Origin of the sequence: Rudaea sp. 3F27F6 (genome assembly GCF_005503555.1) — a bacterium.
Lineage (GTDB): Bacteria > Pseudomonadota > Gammaproteobacteria > Xanthomonadales > Rhodanobacteraceae > Rudaea.
Map to the genome: position 1 here is coordinate 1,473,938 of NZ_SCNG01000001.1, position 24,172 is coordinate 1,498,109.

A 24,172-nucleotide genomic window follows, 5' to 3' on the forward strand; every position below is an offset into this window, starting at 1 on the left:
CGGCCTCTTCACTTTCCCGCTGCGCGTTTACTCGCGGGCGCGCTGCTGTGCGAGAGCAGCACGCTGCCGTACATCGCCGGCACGGTCAATTCGAGCGTGCCGGCGGCCGCGGCGAGTCTCGCGCCGGTCAACGCGTCGCGAAAATGCGCGGTCGCGATCGCCGCGGGCAGCCTCACTTTCAGCGTGCGCGGCGCCGCGTCGTTGTTCATCGCGACGAGCGCCCACTGCGCACCGTCGCGTCGCGCGAGCACGATCACGCGGTCGTCGATATAGATCGGCGCATCGAGCGAGCCGCGGCGCAGCACGGATTCGGCGTGGCGCAACCGGGTCAGCTTCTTGTACTCGGCGAGCAGGGCCTCGTCGGGCTTGCCGCCGAGATCGGGCCACGGATAAGTGCCGCGGTCGAACGGGTCGTCGCCGCCGGTCACGCCGACCTCGTCGCCGTAGTAGATCGCTGGCGCACCGGGCGAGGTCATCTGGAAGAACGCGGCGAGGCGCAGGCGCCGCTTGGCGAGTGCGACGGTTTCCGCTGAGTCCTTGGCTTCGTCACGCCAACCGAAATCGTGTAGCGCGCGCGCGGAGTCGTGCGAGTCGATCAGGTTCATCAGTGCGTAGAACGCCTGCGGCGGATAGTTCTCGCGCATCAGTTCGATGTTGCGGTAGATGTCGCCGGCCTTGGCGCCGTTCGCGTAGGCGACGACGCTGCTGCGGAAAATGTAGTTCATGGTCGAGTCGAACTCGTCGCCGAGAAAATACTTCGACGCGTCGAAGAATGTTTCCGCAACGGCCACCGCGTCGGGCTTGGCCTGCTTCACCGCTGTGCGCCATTCGCGCCAGAAGTCATCGGGAATCCACGGCGTGACATCCATGCGCCAGCCGGACAGGCCGTGGCCGAGCCACAGCTGCATGACGCCGTCCTTGCCGTAAAAGAAATCGCGCAGCGAACGTTGCGACTTGTCCAGTTCGGGCAGATCGGCGACGCCGGCCCAGCCTTTGTATTGGCGGTCGGGATCGGTCTCATCCGCATAGAACAGGTACCACTTCGCATACTTCGAGTCGGGGTTGATCTTGCCGTGGTCGAACGCGCCGCCGGCGGGGAAGTTCCCGTAGCGGTTGAAGTAGAGCGAGTCGCGCCCGGTGTGATTGAGCGAGGTGTCGAGAATCACGCGCATGCCGCGCTTGGCCGCTTCGCGATTGAGTTTCTCGAACTCGGCCGTCGTGCCGAAATGCGGATCGATCTCGCGATAATCGGCGGTGTCGTACTTGTGATTGCTCGACGCGGTGAAGATCGGATTGATGTAGAGCGCGTTCGCGCCGAGCGCGCGGATGTAGTCGAGCTTCTCGATGATGCCGGCGAGGTCGCCGCCGAAGAAGTCGTTGCTGTATTCGCCGTCGGAGCCGTCGCCCGAACGCGGCAGCCACGGCTTGTCGAGCCAGTTCTTGTGGAACTCGACCGTGCCGGCGTGAAACTTGTCCACGCCCGGCTTCGGATCGTTGCCACGGTCGCCGTTGCGGAAGCGGTCGGGGAAAATGTAGTAGTACACCGCATCGCGCGCCCAGTCGGGCACGCGATAGTCGGCGCGATACACGGTCTGGCGATAGCGGCGGATGCGCGCGGCGTCCGTCGGCGCGTTGATCACCGCACCGCGGCCGTTCGAGCCGACCTCACGTGTGAACGGCACCGGATCGGCGTTGTTGGTGTAGAGATAGCGGCGCCCGCCGCTCTCGATCTCAAAGTAGTAGCCGTAGATGCCGATCTCGTCGAATTTGTACTTGCCCTCCCAGCGTTCGTCCGCGCCGTTCGCAACGCGCGTCAGCGGCACACGCGCCAGCTCGCGGTATTCGAGCACTTCCTGCCAGCCTTCGAGGCGGCGCGTTTCGATCACGAGGGTCGCGCGCGCAATGCCGGGCTTGGCCGACAGCGCGACTTCGATTTCCTTGCCCGCGACGATCGCGCCGAACGGTTGCTTGTGCGCGGAATCGCGCGAGTCGTAACGCAGACTCAACGCGGCCGCATCGTCGATCGGTTTCTCGTCGACGTCCACAAAACTCTTCGCGCCGATCGTGACGGTCGGCTTGCCGCCCGTGCCGCCGAAGTCGAGCCTGACCGTCGCCGGGCCGGCGAAAACGTATTTCAGTTCTCCCGCATCGGCGCGCAGGCCGCCGGTCAAAACGAATGCGGTATTCAGCTGCAACGCGGTCGTCGCGCCGGGCGGTCCGCCGAACAAAACGCCGCCGCCGAGCCGCGCATCCTGGATGCGGAAAGTCTGCTCGCCGCTCAGATCGACATTGATCAGATAGGCATTGCAGCGCCACTGCAGCGCGTAATCCTCACGCGCCACGCCTTCGGTGAATCTGCCGCGCAGGAACAAGGTTTCCTGGTACGGCGCAGGCAGGCAGTGGGTTGCGGCCGGCTTGGCCGCGGCGGTTTGCGCACGCGGCGCCGTGCAGCCGGCGAGCAAGGCGGCGCCGCTCAGAACGGCGACCGCGGCGACGGCGATGACTTTCGTGTTACGCATAAAAATTCTCTCTCCCCGAGAACCTTTAAGCGTAGTGATGCACCGACGCACAAGCCAGCCGCTGCATACGAATTCATTGCATTCGACACAGAAGGACTCTTTGCTTGTCGTTCCCGCTTGCGCCCGAGCGGCGCACGCGAGCGCGGGACTTCAGCGCTGCGTCGATCTGCGCAACACCAGCGACGCAGGAATCACCTGGTTCTCTACCGGCTCTTCGCGGATCAGCTTGAGCAAGGTGTCGACGAGGACGATGCCAGCCTGCTTGGTGTCCTGCTGCGCCGTGGTCAGGCTTGGATCGACGAAACCGGCAAGCGGGATATCGTCGAAGCCGGCGACGAGCACGTCGTCGGGCACGCGCAGGCCGCGCTCGCGCAGCGCCTTCACCGCGCCGATCGCGATCAGGTCGCTCGCGGCGAAGATCGCATCGAACTTCGCCTTGTGCGCGAGCAGGGACGTCGCCGCCTCGTAGCCGGACTGCTCCGACGAAAACGCCGCCGCCTGCAGTTTCGCGTCGGCCTTGCCGCCGTTCTCTTCGATCGCCGCGCGGTAGCCGCGGTGGCGTTCGAGAAATTCGGGCGAGGAAGCGGTGGCGTCGCCGAGAAACGCGATGCGCGTCGCGCCGCGTTCGATCAAATGCCGGGTGATGTCGCGCCCGCCCTGGAAATTGTCGCAGCCGACCGAGACTTCGGGCTGGTCGGGCGCGATCGCGCCCCAGCGCACGAAATGCGTGCCGCGCTCGACCATGAATTTGAGCCGCTCGCGGTAGTCGAGATAGTCGCCGTAGCCGAGCAGGATGATGCCGTCGGCTTTCTTCGATTCCTCGAAGCTCGCCTGCCAGTCGTGGTTTTTCGGCTGCTGGAACGAGATCAGCAGATCGTAGCCGCGCTGCGCGCAGGCGCGCGTGATCGAGGCGAGCATCGAGACGAAGAACGGATTGATCAGCGAGTCGTCCGGCGCCGGGTCCTCGAAGATCAGCAGCGCGAGCGTGCCGCTCTGCTGGCTGCGCAGACTCGACGCGTGCTTGTCGACCTTGTAGTTCAGTTCGGCCGCGATCTTCTGGATGCGCTTGCGCGTCGTCTCGTTGACCATCGGGCTGCCGCGCAGCGCGCGCGACACCGTCGGCTGCGAGACGCCGGCCAGATGCGCGATGACGAGCGACGTCGCTTTTTGTTTGCTGCGAATGATGGTCTCCTCCCTCGCTCGGAGGATAGGCAGGCCCGCTCGCACCCGGCAAGGTCGGACGCACAACGGGATCACCGGGCAAGCAAATACGCCGCTGCTGTCGCAGCGCATCGCCCTCGCTCAGCCGCGATCGGCGAGACCCTCGTAGACCAGCTCGGCCGCGGCCAGATCTTCGAGCGCGGTGCCGACGGCCTTGAACAAAGTGATCTCGTCGTCGCTGCGGCGGCCCGCGCAGCGACCCGCGCAGAGATCGGCCAGCGTGCCCTGCAGCGCCGCTGCGGCGAACGTGTTCGCGGCGATCGCGTCGAGCAGGTCGCCGGACTTGGTCAGCGCCTCCGGGATGTCCACGAAAACCTTCGCACGCGCGAAGCAGTGCGCGTCGGCCTCGTGCATCGCCGGAGTGAAACTGCCGATCAGATCGAGATGCGTGCCCTGCCGCAGCCACCTGCCTTCGATCAGCGGCGTGTTCGACAGGGTTGCGCAACTGACGATGTCGGCGGCAGCGACCTCGACCGCGAGATCGTCGCCCGCCCGCGCCGGCATTCCCGCCAGGCGCAGCGAAGCGGCGAGACGTTCGGCACAGGCGCGCCGGTGATTCCACACGACCACCTCGGAGATCGGCCGCACTGCGCGCATCGCCGCAGGAATCTGCGCCGCGACGCGGCCCGCGCCGACGACGAGCAAACGGCGCGCATCGCGCCGGGCGAGATAGTCCGCGGCGAGCGCCGCGGCGGCCGCGGTGCGGCGCGTGGTGATCTCGTCGCCGTCGAGCTGCGCCAGCGGCTGCCCAGTCGCCGCGTCGTAGAGCAGATAAGTCGAATGCAGGCCCGGCAGGCCGCGCGTCCCGTTGCCGGGAAAGATCATCACCGTCTTCAATCCGAAATAGCGGCCCGCGCGCCATGCCGGCATGATCAGCACGGTGCCGCGCGCCGCGTTCGCGTCGGCGCCGGCGATGGTGTGCACATGACGTTGCGGCACTTCGCAGCCGGCGACGAACATCGCACGCAGAGCTTCGATCAGTTCGGCGTAGCCGAGATGGCGGCGGGTGGCGTCTGCGTCGGCGATGCGCATCGGGCGCAGTGTACGCGAGCGTTTACGCCGGACCTCGACGGTTACGGTTTGCCCGCATCGGCCGCGACGCGCGAGGAAGCGGCAAATGCCGCGAGCGAGCGCAGCACCACGGTTGCGGCGAGTGCGCCGACGATCGAGTCGAGCGTGGCGATGCCGGTGACCGAGATCCCGGCGTGCGCACTGGCAAGACCGAGCGCGGTGCCGGCGATCCACGCGACGATCGCCGGCCAGCGGAACGCGGGATTTCCCACCGTGTTCTGGGTCGGCCGGATCGCCTCGCTGCATTGCACCGCGGCGACCGGCGGCAGGGCGATGCTGAGCAGTTCGAGGAACGGCATGAAATGTTCTTCGACGTGGAGCAGCGCGAGTACCGCGCCGAATACGCCGACACCGATGACGATGCGCTGCAGCGGCCAGCGCGGAAACAGATTCGCCAGCGACAGGCTGCCCGAATAAAGACACGCCGACGAATCCATCCACGCGCCCATGAGCAGCAGGCCGAGCGCGGGCAGGCCGATGCCGAGCGCGACGAGCGCGGCGACGAGATCCGGCTGGCCGAGCGCGGTACTCGGAATCGCCGACATGAACAGGACCAGCGGATAGGCGACGCCGAGCGCGAGGAAGCAGGCCATGCCCGCACCGAGCGGACGCCGCACGAAGCGACCGTAGTCGGGCTGGATGGTGATGCCGACGATGTACGAGCCGACGACCGCCGATACGGCCGCACCGAAACCGAGCGCGCCGCTGCCGTGGCCGAGCGCGGCCGTATCGAGTTTGCCCGCGGTCATGAACACGGCGATCGCGAGCAGCACGGCGGTCAGCGGCACGATCACCTGGCCGAGCCGCTCCAGGCCGGTGACGCCCTTGAGCACGACGTAGGTGATCAGCGCACTGAGCGGAATCGAGATCGCCGCCGATGGCACCGCGATGCCGAAGATGCGCTGCATCGTCGTTCCGGCGGTCGCGCCGAGCACGCTGACGATGACGCCGAACCAGCCGATCAACGACAGCGCGATCGCGAGTTTGACGACCTGCGCGCCCCAATGCCCGAACGTGCGCTGGGCGAGCAGCGGCAGCGACATGCGCGTGCGCGCGCCGGCATAGGCGGAGAGACCGCCGAGCACGCCGCTGATGATCGAGCCGACGACGAAGGCCGCCAGCGCGGGACGAAAGCCGAGCCCCGAAGTCACGTTGGAAGCGAGGATGAAGACCGGCAGGCCGCAGCAACTGCCGGCGACGATGAAGAAGACCGTGCGCGCGGGCCCGGTGGCCTCGTCGGGAACGGTGCTGTGGGCGAAACCCTGGGCCGATTCGTCGCGCGCGTTGCTGGTCATTCGTCCGAATCTAGTCGGGCATGACGGCGGTGCCAAGTCTGCGCATGGGTAGGTCATGCACGAAGCCGTCGCGGCGCACCTACCCGATCGAGCTAGCAAACCGACGAGACTTCCCTGATTGCTCCGGCGCATGCAAGATGGAGTGTCACGCCCAGACTGTCCATCGGTTTTTTCCAGGTGTCGTCCGACTCCGCCAAAACGCTCGCATCGAGCATTCTTCTCGTCGGCAAGCTCGAGCCGCCGAGCCAACGCGTCGCCCTGGCCACGCGCGAGGCCCTGCTCGCGCGGCTGAAGGGCTGGCGCGATCACGCGCTGACCTTGCTGGTTTCGCCGCCGGGCTTCGGCAAGACCACCTTGCTCGCGCAGTGGTGGCTCGATCTGCAGTCCGAATCCGGCGTCGTCGCGGCCTGGCTGACGCTCGACGAGGACGATGCCGAGCCGGCGCGGCTGATCGCCAACATCATCCTTTCGCTGCACCGCGCCGGCCTCGACGTCGGCGCGCTCGAGACGATCGCCGAGAACGGGCTGCTCGAATCATCGACCAAGGCCACCCTGCTCGGCCTGATCAGCCGCATCGCCGCGCACCGCGCGGCGGTCGTGCTGATTCTCGACGACTACCAGCTCGCCCATTCGCCGGCCGCGGCCGAAGTCGTGGAAACCCTGCTGCGCCGCGGCGGGCGCAACCTGCATCTGGCGATCAGCTCGCGCGATCGCCCGTCGATCCACCTTTCCGCGCTGATTGCGCGCGGCCTCGTGCAGACCATCGGCGCAGCCGACCTCATGTTCACTCAACAGGAATCGGCAGCGCTGTTCTCTGGCATGCTCGCGCCCGAAGAGCACGCCCTGCTCTACGCGCGCAGCGAAGGCTGGGCCGTGGTCTCGCAGCTCGCGCGCATCTGGATGCGGCGCGGGCGCGAGCACACCCTGCCCGAATTCGCCGGACGCAGCGGCGAGATCGCCGACTATTTGAGCGAACAGGTGTTGCGCGACCTGCCGCTGGATCTGCAGGAGTTCCTCATGGACGCCGCGGTCTTCGACCGCTTCTGCGCGCCGATGATGGACGAGGCGCGCGCGCGCAACGACAGCGCGGCGCTGCTCGAACGCCTCGCCCATCTCGACGCCCTGCTGATTCCGCTCGGCCGTGAGCGCGACTGGTTCCGCTTCCATCCGCTGTTCGGCGACTTCCTGCGCTGCCGCCTCGGCCTCGCCCATCCCGAACGCACTGCGGCACTGCAGATGCGCGCGTCGAACTGGCTGCGCCGGCACGGCGACCTGCTCGACGCCGTGCGCCAGGCCCTGCGCGCGGGCGAGACCGCGCATGCGCTCGCCCTCGTCGAAAAGGCGCGCAGTTGGCAGCTGATCATGACCCACGGTCTCGGTTTCGTCAGCAACCTGCTCAAGCTGTTTCCGCGCGACACGCTCGAAAACGATCCGCTGCTGCTGGTGCTGCAGGCGTATCTCGACATCAAGCGCGGCGAATGGTCGAACGTGCGCCGCTGCCTGGAAAGCGTCGGCCCGCGCATCGCCGTGCTGAATGCCGAACAGCGCAACAGCTACACCGTCATCCACGCCTTGTGGATCGGCTACCTCGACGAAACCGGCAAACCCGAGCGGCGCGCGGAAATCGACGATTTCATCGCCTCGCTCGCTGCCGACGACCACGTCACGCGCGCCACCGCCGAGGCTGTCAACGCGATCGATTCGATCGCACTCGCCGAGTTCGACCGCGCCGAACGCTATAGCCGCGACGGCGTCGCCAACATGCAGGCCGGCAACTGCGTCGTCGGCACGACCTATTGCCTGTTCCATCTCGGCGAAAGTCTCTACTGCCGCGGCGAATGGGCCGCGGCCGAAACCATATACCGCCAGTCGCTCGACCTGGCCGAAGCGAATTTCGGCAAGGACAGCATGCTCAAGGCCGTCGCCTGCAGCCTGCTCGCGCCGCTGCTCTATCAGCGCAACCGGCTCGCCGAAGCGAGCGCGCTGGTCGACGCCTCGCTCGCCACGATCGAGCGCCAGGACGGCTGGTTCGACATCTACGCACTCGCCTACGAAACCGCGGTGCGCATGGCCTACTCGCAGAGCGGCGCCGAAGCCGGGCGCGCCATGCTGCAGCGTGCCCGCACCAATGCGCGCCTGCGCGGACTGCGCGAACTCGAACGCCTCGTCGACGCCTGGCAGGTCGAACTCGACAGCGGCAAAGCCGCGCCGGCCGCCGCGCTCGAACCGGCCGGCGCCGCACTCGAAGAGCCACGCCTGCGCACCGACGCGCGCGTCAACTGGCGCGAGCGCTACGCGTGGACGGTGACTGCGGTGAAGCTGGCCCTCGCCTGCGGGCAACACGCGCGCGCACTGCAATGGAGCGAACGCGAGATCGCCGTCTGCGCCGCGCAAGGGCGGCGCGCGGACGCGGCGAATCTCGACGTGCTCGCCGCACTCGCACTCAAGGCGCAAGGCGACGCACAAGGTGCGGTCGCGCGCCTCGCCCGCGCGCTCGACTTCGCCGGCGGCGTCGACGCCGTGCGCCTGTTCTTCAACCTGCCGCCGTCGGCCGACGCACTGATCCGCGAAGCGCTCAACGACGCGCGCGCCCTGCCGCCGCTCGGCGCGCAGCGCGCCTTCCTGCTGCGCGTGCAGCGCGAACTGCGCACGCAGCAGGCCGACGACGCCGGCGTACTCAGCAGCCGCGAACTCGACGTGCTGCGCGAACTCCATCGTGGCCGCTCGAACAAGGCCATCGGGCGCCTGCTCGGGCTGTCCGAGAACACGGTGAAATTTCACTTGAAGCAGATTTATCGCAAGCTCGGCGTCGATTCGCGCGTTGCGGCGCTGGCGGCGGCGCAGCGGCTGGCGTTGCCGCTCGATACCGCCTAGGTCGTTCTTGCTTTTTTTGCTCGTCATTCCTGCGGTTCTCAACAGCCGAAGGGCTGGTCAAGCAGGAATCCAGCTCTTGGCTCTGCTCGTTATCCCCGCATGCTCTTGGCGGGGATCCAGTGACTTCGCTTTTTTTGTTGGTTTCAGAGCAAAAGCTTCCACTCGCCCTGCGGGCGAGCGGGTCACTTTCTTGTCTACAGCGACAAGAAAGTAACCAAAGAAACGCCGCCCCGGGAGCCGCGCCCTTCGCGCTACGCGCTACCGGTTCGCGATGGCATGCCGGGGTTCGCTCGATGGACATCCGTGTCCATTCGCGAACTCGCGCATCCTGCGCGCGACCCTATGGGCGAATCCGTCATGCCCTCGCCGCGGCTGACGGGGACCCGAGATCAAAAGACAGATCAAAAGCCGCGGCCTACGAAGGTAGCTCTTGCTTCGGCGCGCACGATGCGCGCTGCTCCGGCTCCCGGGTCCCAATTACATTGCGGCGCCAGCGGACGATAAGGCCCGCAGGGTGCGCGCGATGGATCGCGCGCATTCCGCTATTGCACACGGATGTGCAATTAGCGGAACCCGGCCGCTGACGCGGACCCTATGGGCAGGATGCCCATAGGGCGCAATGTTCTGGGGCGGCGTCTTTTGGTTACTTTTCTTCGCTGTAGAAGAAAAGTAACCCGCTCGCCCGTAGGGCGAGTGGAAGCCTTTGCTCTTAAACCAACACAACCAAAAGCAAAGTCACTGCATTCCCGCCAGAAGCACGCGGGAATGACGAGCAAAGTAAAAGCTGGATTCCGGCTTCCGCCGGAATGACGAGCAACAGCGAGTCCTGCCGCGCGACCGCGCGATAACAACGAACGACGACAAAACCCGCAATTTCCACCCAATCGGGTTAACCCCGCACGCGCTTTCCACCGCGCCCACCCGCGCCACCGATGGACAGCGCAACACCCCTGTCATCATTCTGCTCAGCGACGGAATCGTCCGTTTTCCGCCTACGAGTCTTTCATGAGCGCTAGCCCCCGTTTGACGCCCGCGCGGTTGAGCATGTCGGTTGCCCTTGCCCTCGCGGCGGGCGGTGCCTTCGCCCAGCAGACCGCATCCGACGCCGGAACGAATGCCGCGGCCTCCGCCGCCGCGGCGAACGAGACCAAGGACAAATCCACTCTCGAACAGATCACCGTGACCGCGCGCCAGCGCAGCGAGTCGCTGCAGGACGTGCCGATCGCGATCACCGCGTTCACCGCCAAGGAGATCGAACGCGCGAGCATCGACACGCCGGCCGATTTCGTCCAGCTCACTTCGAACGTGAGCATGGTGCAGGCGCAGAACTCGGGCACGAGCTTCCTCACCATCCGCGGCATCACTCAGGTGCGCAACGGCGAGCCGCCGGTCGCGACTGTGATCGACGGCGTGCAGCAAATCAGCCCGAACCAGTTCAACCAGCAGCTTTACGACCTCGATTCGATCGAAGTGCTCAAGGGGCCGCAGGGCGCGCTCTACGGACGCAACGCCGAGGGCGGCGCGATCCTGATCACGACCAAGCCGCCGGGCGACACGTTCGCGGCGTCGTTCAAGGCCGGCGTCGGCAACGGCGGCCTGATCGATTCGATGTTCAGCGTCAGCGGCCCGATCGGCGACGGCAAGGTGCGCTATCTCTTCGCCGGCTCGGCGAGCAACTTCGACGGCCTGATCAACAACGTCTATCTCGACAAGAAGGTCGACTACGAGCGCGACCGCAACTTCCGCGCGCGCGTCATCGCCGACCTCAGCGACGAGCTCAGCATCGACACGCAACTGAGCAGTTCGCGCACCACGGGCGGCGCACTCAACTACGTGTTCCAGCCACTATACGGCGTCGACGATCCGAACAACACCTCGATTCCGATCAATGCGAACAACCGCGGCTACGACAAGCGCGTGCTCGATCATTTCTCGGTCAAGGCCGACTACAAGCTGCCGTTCGCGACACTGACCGGCATCGTCGGCTACGACCACATCAACGAGTTTTATTCGGGCGACCAGTTTCCGTATTCGCCGGCGATCTCGTCGAACTCGCCGTTCGGCCCCGGCACCGACGGCACGCAGACGCAGTATCTGTCGACCAATGCGACGCAGTTCGAGCTGCGCCTGACCTCGCCGTCCGACCAGCGCCTGCGCTGGATTGCCGGCGCCTACTATCTCTACGGTCGCCGCTATCTGTCGTCGACGACCGGCATCGATCTCGGTCTCGGCATTCTGCCGGTCAAGGAGGAACCGTTCGGGCCGAACACGATCAATCCGACCAGTTATTTCGCCGCCGACCACAACCAGCAGAAGGCCAGCGCCGTGTTCGGCCAGGCCGATTACGATTTGACCGAACGCCTCGAACTGGCCTTCGCGCTGCGTTACGACCGCGAAGAGCACACGCAGAAGAATGCGGCACCGCCGTCGTTCGATCCGTATTCGGGCCAGGTGCGCAGCGCGACGTTCGACAAGTGGCAGCCGAAGCTGACCCTGACCTGGAAGGCGAACGACGATCTGCGTCTCTATGCCAGCTACGGCGAAGGTTTTCGCAGCGGCGGCTTCAACCAGAGCGGCACGGGCGCCGCCGCGGCCTCGGTCGGACTGGTCGGCGTCACCGACCTGTATCAGCCCGAATCGGCGAAGAGTCTCGAAGCCGGTTTCAAGAGCCGCTTCGACGACGGCCGCCTGCAGATCGACGGCAGCGTGTTCCACACCGAAGTGAACAACATGCTGTATTTCGTCTTCGTCGGCCAGCTCGGCGCGCAAGTGCTGACCAATATCGACAAGGCCAAGCTCGACGGCTACGAGATCAACGCGAAGTATCGTTTGCGCGAAGACCTCACCGTCTACGGCGGCTACGGCTACACGCTCAGCGAGGTGAAGCGCTTCACCCTCGCCCCGGCCGACGCCGGCAACAGCGCGCCGTACGTGCCGCGCTACACGTCGAACGTCGGCATGCAGTACACGCCGCGGCTCAGCGCAGCGCTCAACGGCCTCGTACGCGTCGATTACCAACGCATCGGCCAGCAGTACTGGGACCCTGGCAATACGCGTTCGCGCGACGCGTTCGGCCTGCTCAATCTGCGCGTCGGCGTGGAGTCGCACGACGGCACCTGGAGCGCCGGCCTGTGGGCGAAGAACGCGACCAACACCAAGTACAACGCCGAATACGTGCTCGGCGGATTCGCCCAGATCGGCATTCCGCGCACGTTCGGCGTCGACTTCCGCTACAACTACTTTTAATGCGCGCCCGGCGTCCCGCGCGCAGCGCGGGACGTCACGCCTCCCGAACGGAATCCCCATGTCCGCAATCAATACGATCCGTGTCGCCACCGATGTCGGCGGCACGTTCACCGACCTCGTCTATTTCCGCACCGACCCCGTCAGCGGCCACCAGCAGGTGGTTACGGCCAAGGCCGACACCACGCCGCCGAACTTCGAACGCGGCGTGCTCGACGTTATCGCTCGCGCCAAGGTGCCGGTGCGCGAGGTCGCCTTCCTCGCCCACGGCACCACGGTCGTCATCAACGCGCTGACCGAACGCAAGGGCGTCAAGGTCGCCTTGATCACGACCGAGGGATTCCGCGACACGCTCGAAATCGCGCGCGGCAATCGTCCCGACTTCTTCAATCTCGGCTATCGCAAGCCGGAGACGTTCGTGCCGCGCCACCTGCGCCGCGAAGTGCCGGGGCGCATCGGCCCGAACGGCGAGGAACGTGCCGCGCTCGACCTGTCGGTGCTGCCCGCGATCGTCGCCGACTTCCGCCGCGAAGGCGTCGCCGCGGTCGCAATCTGCCTGCTCCACGCTTACGCCAATCCCGCGCACGAAGCGCGCGTGCTCGACGAAGTGCAACGCCTCTGGCCCGAAGTCAGCGTGGTCGCCTCGCACCAGATCACGCGCGAATGGCGCGAGTACGAACGCAGCAACACCGCGGTGCTCTCGGCTTTCGTGCAGCCGATTGCCGAGCGTTATCTCGCCGGCTTGAAGCGCGGTCTGAGCGAGGAAGGCCTTGCCGGCCAGCTTTACGTGATGCAGTCCAACTGCGGCGTCGACTCGATCGAGCGCGCCAGCCGCATTCCGATCACGATGGTCGAATCGGGGCCGGCGAGCGGCTTCTGGGGCGCCGCCGAACTTGGCCGCCTGATCGGCGAGCCGAACATCCTCGCTCTCGACATCGGCGGCACCACGGCCAAGTGCAGCCTGATCGAGAACGGGCAGGTGCGCATCATGACCGACTACTGGATCGAGCGCAGCGCGACGAGCGCGGGCTATCCGATCATGGTGCCGGTCGTCGATCTGGTCGAGATCGGCAACGGCGGCGGCAGCATCGCCTGGATCGACGAGTTCGGCAAACTGCACGTCGGCCCGAAGTCGGCCGGCTCGACGCCCGGCCCGGCGGCGTACGGCCGCGGCGGCACGCAGGCGACGACGACCGACGCCAACCTCGCTCTGCGCCGGATCAATCCCGAGTATTTCTGCGGCGGCGCGATCGAGGCCGACCTCGGCGCGGTCGAGCGTGCGCTCGCCCCGCTCGCGCAAGGGCTCGGCATGAGCCCGGTCGAAGTCGCGCGCGGTATCGTGCGCATCGCCAACCACAACATGGTCAACGCGCTCAAGCTCGTGTCGATGAACCGCGGCCACGATCCGCGCGATTTCACGCTCGTCGCCTTCGGCGGCGGCGGCCCGATGCACGCGGTCGCGCTCGCCACCGAGCTGAACATGCGCCGCGTCGTCATCCCGCGCGCGGCGGACGTGTTCAGCGCCTGGGGCATGCTCATGAGCGAACTGCGCCGCGACTATTTCCTCAGCCGCCTCACCACGCTCGACGCAAGTCATGCCGGCACGATCGACGGCCTGCTCGGCGAGACCGCGGCGAACGCACTCGAACAGTTCGGCGCCGAAGGCATCGCGCCCGAGCGCGTGAAGTTCCTGCGCTATGCCAAGCTGCGCTACGAAAATCAGGAGCACCACGTCGAAGTTGCGCTGCCCGACGGCGCGCTCGACGCGCAGACGATCGCGGCGATCGCGAGCGCCTTCCACGAAGCCTACGAACGCGAGTACACCTACCGTCTCGACGCCGCGATCGAGTTCGTCGGCCTGCATCTCGTCGCCCTCGCCGACGTCGGCAAGCTGCAGCCGGCCAAACTGCCGACAAGCGGACGCACGCTCGAAGCAACGCTCAAGGGACGCCGCGAGGTCGACTACGCGACGCAGGGCGTCCACGCCGCCGACATCTATGACGGCGCTTTGCTCGAAGCCGGCATGCGCTTCGCCGGCCCCGCGGTGATCGAGACCTCGGGCACCACGATCCTGATCCATCCGGGCAACCGGGTACGCATCGACGACTACGGCAACGTCATCATCGACCTCGGCACCGACGGCGCCGCCACGCAAGGAGTCCAGCCATGAACGACGCGACCACGACGCTGAGCGCCGCCGATTCGATCACGCTCGAAATCATCCAGAGTTCGCTGCAGGCGATCTCCGACGAAATGTTCGCCGCGCTGCGCAAGACCGCGATGAGCGCGATCATCTACGAAGTGCTCGACATGGGCACCGGCATCACCGACGGCGCCGGCAATCTCGCTTCGAGCGGCGCCGGCATCCCCGGTTTCGTCGGCGTGCTCGACAAGGCGGTCAAGCGCATTCTGCAGTTGCACGCGAAGCCCGGCGACATCGAACCGGGCGACGTGTTCATCACCAACGATCCTTACTACGGCGGCGTCACTCATCTCAACGACAACATCCTGTTGATGCCGGTGTTCGCCGACGGCGACATCGTCGCCTGGACCGCGAACATCGCGCATTGGAACGACGTCGGCGGCGCCTTCCCGGGCTCGTTCTCGCCGGACGCGAAGGAGATCTTTCAGGAAGGCCTGCGCCTGCCCGCGGTCAAGCTGATCGCGCGCGGCCAGCCGCTCCGCCCGGTGCTCGACATCATCCGCATCAACAGCCGCCTGCCCGACTTCCTCGAAGGCGACCTCTGGGCCGGCGTCGCCGCCGCGCGCATCGGCGCCAAGCGCATCGAGGAACTCGTCGCCAAATACGGCAAGCCGATCTTCGTCGCCGCGATGAAGCATTTCATGGACTACGGCGAACAGGTCGCGCGCGCCGGTCTGCGTGCGCTGCCGAAGGGCCGCTTCACCATCGAAGAAGAGCAGGATTCCGGCGTCGTCTACAAAGCAACGATCGAGATCAGCGACGACGCCTTCGTCGTCGACCTGCGCGACAACCCCGACCAGGACGCGGGGCCGAACAACTGTAGCGGCGACGACAGCCTGGTTTCCGTGCAGATGATCTTCAAGAACATCACCGACCCGCGCGGCGTCAGCAACGGCGGTTCATTCCGCCCGATCCGCATGCTCACGCGGCCCGGCAGCGTGTTCGATGCGCAGGCACCGGCCGCCGTCGGCATCTACTACGAAGTCGGCATGCGTCTGTACGACCTGCTCTGGCGCTGCCTCGCCGCGCATCTCGGCGAGCGCCTGCCGAGCGGACACTTCTCCAGCATCTGCGGCACGGTGATCGGCGGCGTGCACCCGGACACGGGCCGCCATTTCACCATCGTCGAGCCCGAAGTCGGCGGCTGGGGCGCATCGGCGCACGGCGACGGCAACAGCGCCGTATTCAGCGCGATGCACGGCGAAACCTTCAACTGCCCCGCCGAGATCGCCGAGACGCGCTACGGCCTCTACGTCGATCGCATCGCCCTCAACGACGAGCCCGGCGGCGAGGGCGAGCATCGCGGTGGCAAAGGCATCGTGCTCGAATACCGCGTGCGCAGCGACAACTGTTTCCTCACCGCCGCGTATTCGCGCAACAAGCACCGCCCGTGGGCGATGCACGGCGGCAGCGAGGGTTCGGCGAACTACATCCGCGTGATCCGCGCCAACGGCGAAACACGCGATCTCGCCGTGGTCACCGCGCTGACGGTCAACCGCGACGACGTGATCCGCGTCGTCACCGCGAACGGCGGCGGCTACGGCGATCCGAAGAAACGTCCGCGCGCCGCGGTCGAGGACGACATCAAGAACGGCTACGTCAGCCGCGAACGCGCAGCGGAAATCTATGGCTAGCATCGATGCGGCACCGATCACCGAAGCGCTCTGGCGCAACGAATACGATTCGTTGATGCGCCTGTGCGCAGAGACCGACGGTAACTTGCAAGGCATTTACCGTTCGGTCCATCGCGAGCGCGCCGGCCTGCTGGCCGGCGACCCGAGCGCAAGCCACCTGCGCGGCGTTTACCGTTCGCATACCGGCGCCAGCGGCGAATATCGCGTGCGCGGGTGTATCGCCGCCGCGGCCGACGAAGCGAAGGGGCGCGGCATCGCCCTGTCCATCAGTTGGCGCGCGCTCGGCAGCCATGACGACGACGGCCGACACTGGGTGTCCGGCATGGGCGGGCAGATTCTGCAAACGCCGCAGGGCCTGCGCCTGCTCGTGCTGCACAATCTGGTCGTGAGCACCGAGGGCGATCGCGGTCCGGCCGCGGGGTTTCACGTCGACAAGCTGCACTTCGAAGTTGCCACCGAAGGCGCGCTCGACATCGCCGCTGCCGCCGTCGATCGCGCCGCAGCGGATGCCTCCAACCCCTTGAACGGCGCCTGGGCCTGCACCGCGCCAGGGGGCCTGCGCCTGCAATTGAGCATCGACGCGCAAGGCGACATCGACGGTACTTTCAGCGCGCATGACGGCGCGACCGACCATCTGGTCGGCCTGACCGACAACGAAGCACCCGCCGCCGGCTTGCCACGGCAGGCGGTCACGCTCGGCATCGCCACCGGAACGCGCGCGATCAGTCTCTCCGGCTGGCTCGACCGCGAGCGCGATGAACTGGTCCTGCTCGAATTGAACAGCGCCGGCACCACGTACGCCGAACGCTGGCTGCAGACACGCGCCGAAGGCCTGCGCTTCAACCGGGTTTGACCGGGCCGCCGTGCGCTGCGGGAATCCGGATCCGACACCGGTTCTTGCAGCGCGCGGCGCTCTTTTTCACGCGCGAAGCTGCGCCATCCGGTTGCCGCAAAGTGGCACCGAGCGCGGCCTTCCCGCATTGCCGCGCGCTGCTAGAATGCGCAACCCTGTCTCTGTCTTCGTGATCCGCCTGTGAGCGAAATCCTGAGTCCCGAACTGCCGCCCGCGCCCGATGCGGCGCACGCGCTGATGACCGCGGCTTACTGCCGCGACGAAACCGAAGCGATGAACGAACTGCTCGGCCAGGCCGCGCTGCCGGCCGCCGAGCGCGATCTCGTGCTCGCGCGCGCGACCGAACTCGTCGCACGCGTGCGCGCCAAGGCGCAGGACGCCACGGCGGTCGAAGCGTTCATGCGCCAGTACGATCTTTCCTCCGAGGAAGGCGTGCTGCTGATGTGCGTCGCCGAAGCGCTGCTGCGCATTCCGGACAAGGACACCGCCGACAAGCTCATCTCCGACAAGCTCGGCGAAGCGAACTGGGAAGCGCATCTCGGCAAGAGCGACTCGCTGTTCGTCAACGCCGGCACCTGGGGCCTGATGCTGACCGGCAAGTTCATCTCGCTGGCCGAAGAAACCCAGCACAATTTCACCGGCGCGCTCAAACGCCTCGTCGGCCGCGCCGGCGAGCCGGTGATCCGCCTCGCCGTGCGCCAGGCGATGCGCATCATGGGCCACCAGTTCGTCATGGGCCGCACGATTAAGGAAGGCCTCGACCGCGCCCAGGAAAAGGAAAACCGCGCCTACCGCTATTCCTACGACATGCTCGGCGAAGGCGCGCTGACCACGCCCGACGGCGAGCGCTACTACCGCGCCTATGTCGACGCGATCAAGGCGCTCGGCGCGCGCGGTCCGTTCAAGGACATCCTCGACGCGCCGTCGATCTCGATCAAGCTCTCGGCGCTGCATCCGCGCTACGAAGTCGCCAAGCGCGCGCGCGTGCATGCCGAACTCGCGCCGAAGCTGCTCGCGCTCGCCCAGCTCGCCAAGGCACAGGGCATCTGCCTGACCGTCGACGCCGAGGAAGCCGACCGCCTCGAACTTTCGCTCGACCTGATCGCCGCGGTGCACGCCGATCCCTCGCTCGACGGCTATCAGGGCTTCGGCCTCGCCGTGCAGGCCTACCAGAAACGCGCGCCGTTCGTGATCGACTGGCTCGCCGAGCAGGCGAAAAAATCCGGCAAGCGTTTTTGCGTGCGTCTGGTCAAGGGCGCCTACTGGGATTCGGAAATCAAGCGCGCACAGGAAGGCGGCCACGCCGGCTATCCGGTGTACACGCGCAAGCCCAACACCGACGTCTCCTACCTCGCCTGCGCCAAGCGCCTGTTCGAGCACGGCCAGGCCGCGTTCTATCCGGCCTTCGCCACGCACAACGCGCACACGATCGCGGCGATCCACCATATCGCGCAGGGCCGCCCGTTCGAGTTCCAGCGCCTGCACGGCATGGGCGCCGACCTCTACAACGAGGTGATCGGCGAGAACAACCTCAATGTGCCGTGCCGCGTCTACGCGCCGGTCGGCTCGCACGAAGACCTGCTGCCTTATCTCGTGCGCCGCCTGCTCGAAAACGGCGCGAACACCTCGTTCGTGAACCGCATCGTCGACGAGTCGACGCCGATCAAAGACCTGGTCGCCGACCCGGTCGACGTCGTGCGTGGCTTCGCCAGCAAACCGCATCCTCGCATCCCTCAGCCGATCGGTCTTTTCGGCGAACAACGGAAAAATTCCATGGGCGTGAACTTCGGCAACGACAACGAATTGAAGGCATTGGCCGACGCGGTCGGCACGGCGAGAGCAGACTGGAACGCGACCCCGCTCGTGCCCGGCGCGAAATCCGCCGAGCCGCTGCAGGACGTGACCAACCCGGCCGACCGGCGCCAGAAGATCGGCACGATGCAGCACGCCGACGCGGCCACGATCGACCGCTCGCTGGTCAACGCCGTCGCCGCGCAGCCCGCGTGGGACGCGCTGCCGGCCGCCTCGCGTGCGAAGATCCTCGAACACGCCGCCGACCTGCTCGAGCAGCGCCGCGCCAGCTTCGTCGCCCTGCTCGTGCGCGAAGCCGGCAAGACCCTGCCCGCAGCGATCTCCGAAGTGCGCGAAGCCGCCGACATGTGCCGCTACTACGCGGCGATCGCGCGCAAGCTGTTCCAGCCCGAGAATCTGCCGGGACCGACCGGCGAATCGAACCAGCTTTCGCTGCACGGCCGCGGCGTGTTCGTCTGCATCAGCCCGTGGAACTTCCCGCTGGCGATCTTCACCGGCCAGGTCGCCGCGGCGCTCGCCACGGGCAACGCCGTGATCGCGAAACCCGCCGACCAGACCGTGCTGATCGGCCATGCCGCCGTGAAGCTGCTGCACGAAGCCGGCGTGCCCGAAGGCGTGCTGCAGTTCCTGCCCGGCCGCGGCTCGATGATCGGCAACGCGCTGCTGACAAAACCCGATATCGCCGGCGTATGCATGACCGGCTCGACCGAAACCGCGTGGACGATCAACCGTACGCTCGCCGCGCGCAACGCACAGATCGCCGCGCTGATCGCCGAGACCGGCGGCCAGAACGCGCTGATCGCCGACTCCTCGGCGCTGCCGGAACAATTGGTCAAGGACGTCGTCGCCTCCGCGTTCGACTCCGCCGGCCAGCGCTGCTCGGCCGCACGCGTGCTGTTCGTGCAGGAAGACATCGCCGACAAGGTGATCCACATGCTCGCCGGCGCGATGGACGAACTCAAGGTCGGCGATCCCGGCCTGCTTTCGACCGACGTCGGCCCGGTGATCGACGAGCCCTCGCGCAAGAACCTCGCCGACCATGCCGCGCGCATGGACCAAGAGGCGAAACTCATCAAGCAGGTCGCGCTGCCCGCCGAGGCGCAGAACGGCACCTTCCTCGCGCCGCGCGCCTACGAACTCAAGTCGCTGTCGCAGCTGACCAAGGAAGTGTTCGGCCCGATCCTGCACGTCATCCGCTGGAAGTCCGACCAGCTCGACCAGGTCATCGACGCGATCAACGCGACCGGCTTCGGCCTCACCCTCGGCATCCACAGCCGCATCGATTCGACGATCGCCCACATCGCCCAGCGCGCCAAGGTCGGCAACTGCTACGTCAACCGCAACCAGATCGGCGCGGTCGTCGGCGTGCAGCCGTTCGGCGGCGAAGGCCTCTCGGGCACCGGCCCGAAAGCCGGCGGCCCGCACTATCTGACGCGCTTCGTCACCGAGCGCACGCTGACGATCAACACGACCGCGGCGGGCGGAAACGCGTCGCTGCTCACGCTCGGCGAGTAACTGGCGACGTCACTTCATTGCGATAAATAGTGATTGATAATAGAAAGGTCTTCTCGTAGATTCGCAGCAAATAGTTCTGACTGGGCCATTCCAGACCGCCCCGAGAGAATCGCGTCATAATTCAAGCCACAGGAGCAGGATTGTTATGAAAATGAAATTCTTAGCAAAGCTCAGCGGAATTCTTATGTTTGCATCCAGCTTGCCTATGCTTGCGCATGCATCCTCATTTACCGGCACCGGCAATCAGATCTCTGTTCTTTATGTGAGTCCAGACTCCGATGGGACACTCCGCGTAACCATCACCATTCCTACGGCGACAACTGCATCCTGCGCGACGACTTATCAACATCTTTATGTAACGTCGATCACGCAGAGCGAAGCCACTCGAGCAGCTCTCTATTCGACGTTGAAGAGCATAAGGAACGGAAACAAGAGTTTCACCATCGCCGGGACAGGATTCTGCGACAGCGCCGGAATGGAGCAAATTTCAACAATTAACTATTGATTTCATTCGACGGAATGAATCTTTGAGAAGCAGCCTAGCCTCTCATTCCGCCAATATTTCAAAGAGATACTGCTGCACGGTATACGGTCCGTAGACCGTGCAACTTTTCCGCGGGGCGTGTATTACGCGTGTACGACTTGTACAGGCATTTTGTGCAGGCCCTGGCGATCCCCCTTCAGAAATCGTGATGATGTACTGCCAGCAACGCAGTCGACGAGTTCGGCGGTTGCACTGGGTGCTATCGAAGTCGATTGGGTGCTCGGCGATCCAACCAAACCGTGAGTTAGATCTACGCCCCCTCGTCGCTCCACGATACTTGATCCGTCCAATCCGATTTCAGACACACATGAGCGGCGTGGCTCACGCTCGGCGAGTAATTCGCCGCAGCAGCTCGTTCCGGCAGGCGATGCGCCGTTCGCGCAGGCGCTCCTGCCGGGACTCGGCGAGTTCCTCTGCGCCCTGGCGCTCAACCAGCAGATAGATCATGTTACGGGCGCCGTCGAACGCCAGGTCGGCGTCGGCGACCTGTTCACGCGGTATGCCGTCGATGAGCGTGCGCATTTCGCGCTCGTCGCGATAGATTCGCTGCCAGGCCATGTAACTTTCGAGATAGCCAGCATCGGCAATGTCCGGCACGAAGTTGGCGACGAGCATGCGGCCGCCTGGATTGAGCATCGCAAACATCTGCTCGCAGAGCGTCGCGGCTGACGGCTGCGCAAGATGATTGAACATCGTCGCGGCGTAGACCAGATCGAACCCGCTCAAGCCGTGATTGCCTGCCAGCAGCCGCCCGGTCGGAACATAGAGCTTGCGCACGCCGCGTGCAGCATAGGCGTACTCGATGACGGCAAGGGCATCCTCGTCCTGCTCTACCGCGACGATCTCCCCGACGAACGCGGTGCCGAGCGTCCGCATCAGTTCGATCTCGCGCAGATGGCCTGCGCCGAGTGCAAGCACGCGCGCATCGCTGCGCTCGCGTACCGTCTCGTCGATCAACGCGGCGAGGCGTCGCCGACAATTTCGAATCGATCGCGCCGAAGGACTGTCGACGTTGTAGCGGAACGCGGCATCGCCGATCGTGTCGACAACACCGGCCGCGTATTTCATCGTATAGATCATGTCGATCGACGTGGCATCGCCGGCGTAGCCCTGCGGCTTGGCAAACGCGCGAGACGTGAGCGGGTCCCGATGTAGCAATTCCCGGATCGGATGCCGTAGCAAGACGTCGGCAACGTAGCCGCGCCATGCGTCGGCTTCCATCGCCGCGCGCCGTGCGTAGAGGAATGCAACCAGCGAGTCCATCGACTCATGGACGAGGCCATTGCGCATCTGGTCGCGCAGGAAATCGATTCGCCCCGCCCCATCCTTGAGGCGGGGCGAATCGCCTACCCTCCACGCTCCAACGTCAAATGCAGTCAGTCGCACTCGCTTCCGGCCTTTCCATGTCCATCGTGCAACCCACCCATCCAATGCTCGAAAAGGAAGTCACGCAACAAATAGACGCATCGAATCGGTCATCTGCCCACACCGGGGCGGATAAGAAAAATCGTCCCACGGCACCGCGAGCTTGCTCTTACCTTTCGTCACGCTGGCGCCTCTTCACCGGTGGATTTTCTTTCGGTATGCAGTCTCGGCGCGTGTAGTCCGGCGCCCGAGCAAGACCAAGTAGTCGGCCTCAGACAAGATGGAGTCTGCTCAGCGAGCCGCACCTCATCCAGAAAGGATCTGCGCTCGGTAGGCGAAATCACCGCGGTGACGTTCGCGCCGCGGACGACGACGAGCTTCGAGGTGTCGGTCACCCAGACGCGCGTCTTTCCATAATCGGGCTGGTGGAACCAGCCGCTGATCGAAAACAGTCCGGCATTGCCCCAGGTGCGCGTCGCGCCGGCCATCGCTTTGTCGTCACTGACGGCACTTTCGATACGGTCAGTGACGAGCAGCCTGCCGATCGGGCGTACGACATAGAGCGCGCCATTCCTGATTTCATAGCCCTGGACCGCGAAAAGCGCGCAGAGCCCGAGTGTGCAAAGCGGAAACACCACCATGCCGATGAAGAAAGGCAGGCCGTTTCGATACTTCGCCACGCCGTAGATCATCATTCCGAGCAGGAGCACGCCGACGATGAGCGTGGTCAATCGGACTGTCGTTCCGTAGTTCACCGAAAACATAAATGCTCCTCCGCATTCATCATCCAGTTCCTCCGACGTCGAGCGGTTATCCCGCTCCGCGTTTGTTTGCTGTCGCTAGCCGACGCCACCCCCAAACAAGCAATGCCTTGCTTGCCCGCATCTGACGATTTTTCCCAGGCGCTCGGCCGCGTACACGTCCCTTCAGCGACCGAGCCGCTCCTCGCCGCGTGATGCAATCGCCGCTTTTGCTCCTTGTCGCAATATCGCGAGGTAGGCGATATTGCATGGGCCGTCGAGCGCCCATTCGGCGGTCGCGAGCGCCCCTCGTTTGCCTCGATCCGGTCGATACGAATCCATGCAGTTTTTCAACTTGCCGGCATCGGACAGGTATGGCTGTGCGCTTTCGCCGGCAAAGCTCCGATCGAGACTGCCGATGTTGTTGCGGATACCGGAGACGCATGTCGTCTCAACGCGAAGCGCACGCTGTGCTGAAGCAGCACGATCCAAACGGATCGCGATTGACGGATTCGCCTCAACGGCCTCGGCGTCGCACTGCAGCAGCCCTTTCGTGTCGGCGCCGGATAGATGCGCACGGCGAGCAGAAAACGCCACGCTCCGTCTCGTTTTCGCGGCGGCGGACTCCGGCCAGGAAATTTCCCCTACTCGGTCCGCGCCGTATGTCGAACTCTGCGACATTCCCGGCCCCCTTCGTTGCGAGTGCATAGATAGTATCACTAACAATTGTTGTGATGCAAGTCACACGAACAACGACTGCGGAACAAAGCGTCTATATAGCCTTCGCATGAAGGTGCGAAGGGAATGAGCAAGCTCTATCAGCGCGTGCGGGAAGCCAGGAAGCTGGTCGACCTTTCGCAGGAAGAGCTTGCCGGCGAACTCGAAGTCAGCCGCAGCGCGGTCGCGCAATGGGAGATGACGCGCGGCACTGCGCCGAGCGTGGAAAACCTTATCGCCCTGGCCCGCCGCAGCGGGATGGCGTTCGAATATCTGACGACGGGACGCGGGCCGAAGGTGCAGGGCGCGCCCATCCTCGCCGTCGCCGAGGAACCGGCGGACTATCCTGGCCTGTCGCGGCAGCAGCAGCGCCTGCTCAGCCTGTTCGATTCGCTCTCGACGAAACAGCGCAGCGGCCTGCTCGATTTTCTCGAGGCCCTGGCGTCAGGCGCCGTACGTCAGCCGAAGATCTGAGCGGCAAAAAAAGACCGGGAGATCCCGGTCTTTTTCAGTTCTCAAGCGTACTTCACATTGCCTCGCCATGCGGACCGGTTGCCTCGACGGCG

At 65.5% G+C, this 24,172-nt stretch carries 15 protein-coding genes; 8 read left to right on the forward strand and 7 right to left on the reverse strand.

Annotated elements, in window-relative coordinates; all coding sequences use genetic code 11:
• Window positions 1-8: 8 nt before the first annotated feature.
• The 4 genes from FFS30_RS06315 to FFS30_RS06330 all read right to left on the reverse strand — a co-directional run bounded on the left by FFS30_RS06315 (window position 9) and on the right by FFS30_RS06330 (window position 6,106).
• Entirely contained in the window at window positions 9-2,519 is a 2,511-nt protein-coding gene (locus FFS30_RS06315) for a glycoside hydrolase family 13 protein (protein WP_137912219.1), read from the reverse strand.
• A gap of 150 nt (window positions 2,520-2,669) precedes the next feature.
• Window positions 2,670-3,701 carry a LacI family DNA-binding transcriptional regulator gene (locus tag FFS30_RS06320; protein WP_137912610.1) on the reverse strand — a complete coding sequence of 344 codons (1,032 nt, stop codon included), beginning with the start codon at window positions 3,699-3,701 and terminating at the stop codon, window positions 2,670-2,672.
• Between the two features lie 120 nt (window positions 3,702-3,821).
• Window positions 3,822-4,772 (reverse strand): ornithine cyclodeaminase family protein, encoded by a 951-nt coding sequence (locus tag FFS30_RS06325; protein ID WP_137912220.1) that lies wholly within the window; start codon window positions 4,770-4,772, stop codon window positions 3,822-3,824.
• 41 nt (window positions 4,773-4,813) lie between these two features.
• Window positions 4,814-6,106 carry a cytosine permease gene (locus tag FFS30_RS06330; protein ID WP_171014448.1) on the reverse strand — a complete coding sequence of 431 codons (1,293 nt, stop codon included), beginning with the start codon at window positions 6,104-6,106 and terminating at the stop codon, window positions 4,814-4,816.
• A gap of 177 nt (window positions 6,107-6,283) precedes the next feature.
• Here FFS30_RS06330 and FFS30_RS06335 point away from each other — a divergent pair, with 177 nt between their 5' ends.
• From FFS30_RS06335 to FFS30_RS06365, 7 genes are all read left to right on the forward strand, one after another.
• Complete coding sequence (locus FFS30_RS06335) at window positions 6,284-8,980, forward strand: LuxR C-terminal-related transcriptional regulator (protein WP_137912222.1); 2,697 nt, start codon at window positions 6,284-6,286, stop codon at window positions 8,978-8,980.
• A gap of 1,005 nt (window positions 8,981-9,985) precedes the next feature.
• Window positions 9,986-12,226, forward strand: a complete 2,241-nt coding sequence (locus FFS30_RS06340) for a TonB-dependent receptor (RefSeq protein WP_137912223.1) — start codon at window positions 9,986-9,988, stop codon at window positions 12,224-12,226.
• 58 nt (window positions 12,227-12,284) lie between these two features.
• A complete protein-coding gene (locus tag FFS30_RS06345; protein WP_137912224.1) occupies window positions 12,285-14,393 on the forward strand; it encodes a hydantoinase/oxoprolinase family protein in 2,109 nt (702 codons plus the stop codon).
• Window positions 14,390-16,060 (forward strand): hydantoinase B/oxoprolinase family protein, encoded by a 1,671-nt coding sequence (locus FFS30_RS06350; protein ID WP_137912225.1) that lies wholly within the window; start codon window positions 14,390-14,392, stop codon window positions 16,058-16,060. Before FFS30_RS06345 ends, FFS30_RS06350 begins: the two co-directional genes overlap by 4 nt.
• Entirely contained in the window at window positions 16,053-16,913 is an 861-nt protein-coding gene (locus FFS30_RS06355) for a hypothetical protein (protein WP_137912226.1), read from the forward strand. The genes FFS30_RS06350 and FFS30_RS06355 overlap by 8 nt, the downstream gene beginning before the upstream one ends.
• A gap of 189 nt (window positions 16,914-17,102) precedes the next feature.
• The gene (gene putA / locus FFS30_RS06360) at window positions 17,103-20,240 is read left to right on the forward strand and encodes a bifunctional proline dehydrogenase/L-glutamate gamma-semialdehyde dehydrogenase PutA (protein WP_137912611.1); all 3,138 of its coding nucleotides are present in this window, start codon (window positions 17,103-17,105) and stop codon (window positions 20,238-20,240) included.
• Window positions 20,241-20,385: 145 nt separating this feature from the next.
• On the forward strand, window positions 20,386-20,745 hold the full coding sequence (locus FFS30_RS06365) for a hypothetical protein (protein ID WP_137912227.1): 360 nt from the start codon (window positions 20,386-20,388) through the stop codon (window positions 20,743-20,745).
• A gap of 360 nt (window positions 20,746-21,105) precedes the next feature.
• On the opposite strand, the gene FFS30_RS06370 is transcribed toward FFS30_RS06365, so the two are convergent.
• The 3 genes from FFS30_RS06370 to FFS30_RS06380 all read right to left on the reverse strand — a co-directional run bounded on the left by FFS30_RS06370 (window position 21,106) and on the right by FFS30_RS06380 (window position 23,486).
• Complete coding sequence (locus FFS30_RS06370) at window positions 21,106-21,741, reverse strand: class I SAM-dependent methyltransferase (protein ID WP_137912228.1); 636 nt, start codon at window positions 21,739-21,741, stop codon at window positions 21,106-21,108.
• Window positions 21,742-22,328: 587 nt separating this feature from the next.
• Window positions 22,329-22,913, reverse strand: a complete 585-nt coding sequence (locus tag FFS30_RS06375) for a PH domain-containing protein (protein ID WP_137912229.1) — start codon at window positions 22,911-22,913, stop codon at window positions 22,329-22,331.
• Window positions 22,914-23,075: 162 nt separating this feature from the next.
• Window positions 23,076-23,486, reverse strand: coding sequence for a hypothetical protein (locus FFS30_RS06380; protein ID WP_137912230.1), 411 nt, complete (start codon window positions 23,484-23,486; stop codon window positions 23,076-23,078).
• A 207-nt stretch (window positions 23,487-23,693) separates the two neighbouring features.
• Between FFS30_RS06380 and FFS30_RS06385 the strand changes: the two genes are divergently transcribed.
• Window positions 23,694-24,080 carry a helix-turn-helix domain-containing protein gene (locus FFS30_RS06385; protein WP_137912231.1) on the forward strand — a complete coding sequence of 129 codons (387 nt, stop codon included), beginning with the start codon at window positions 23,694-23,696 and terminating at the stop codon, window positions 24,078-24,080.
• Window positions 24,081-24,172: the final 92 nt, after the last annotated feature.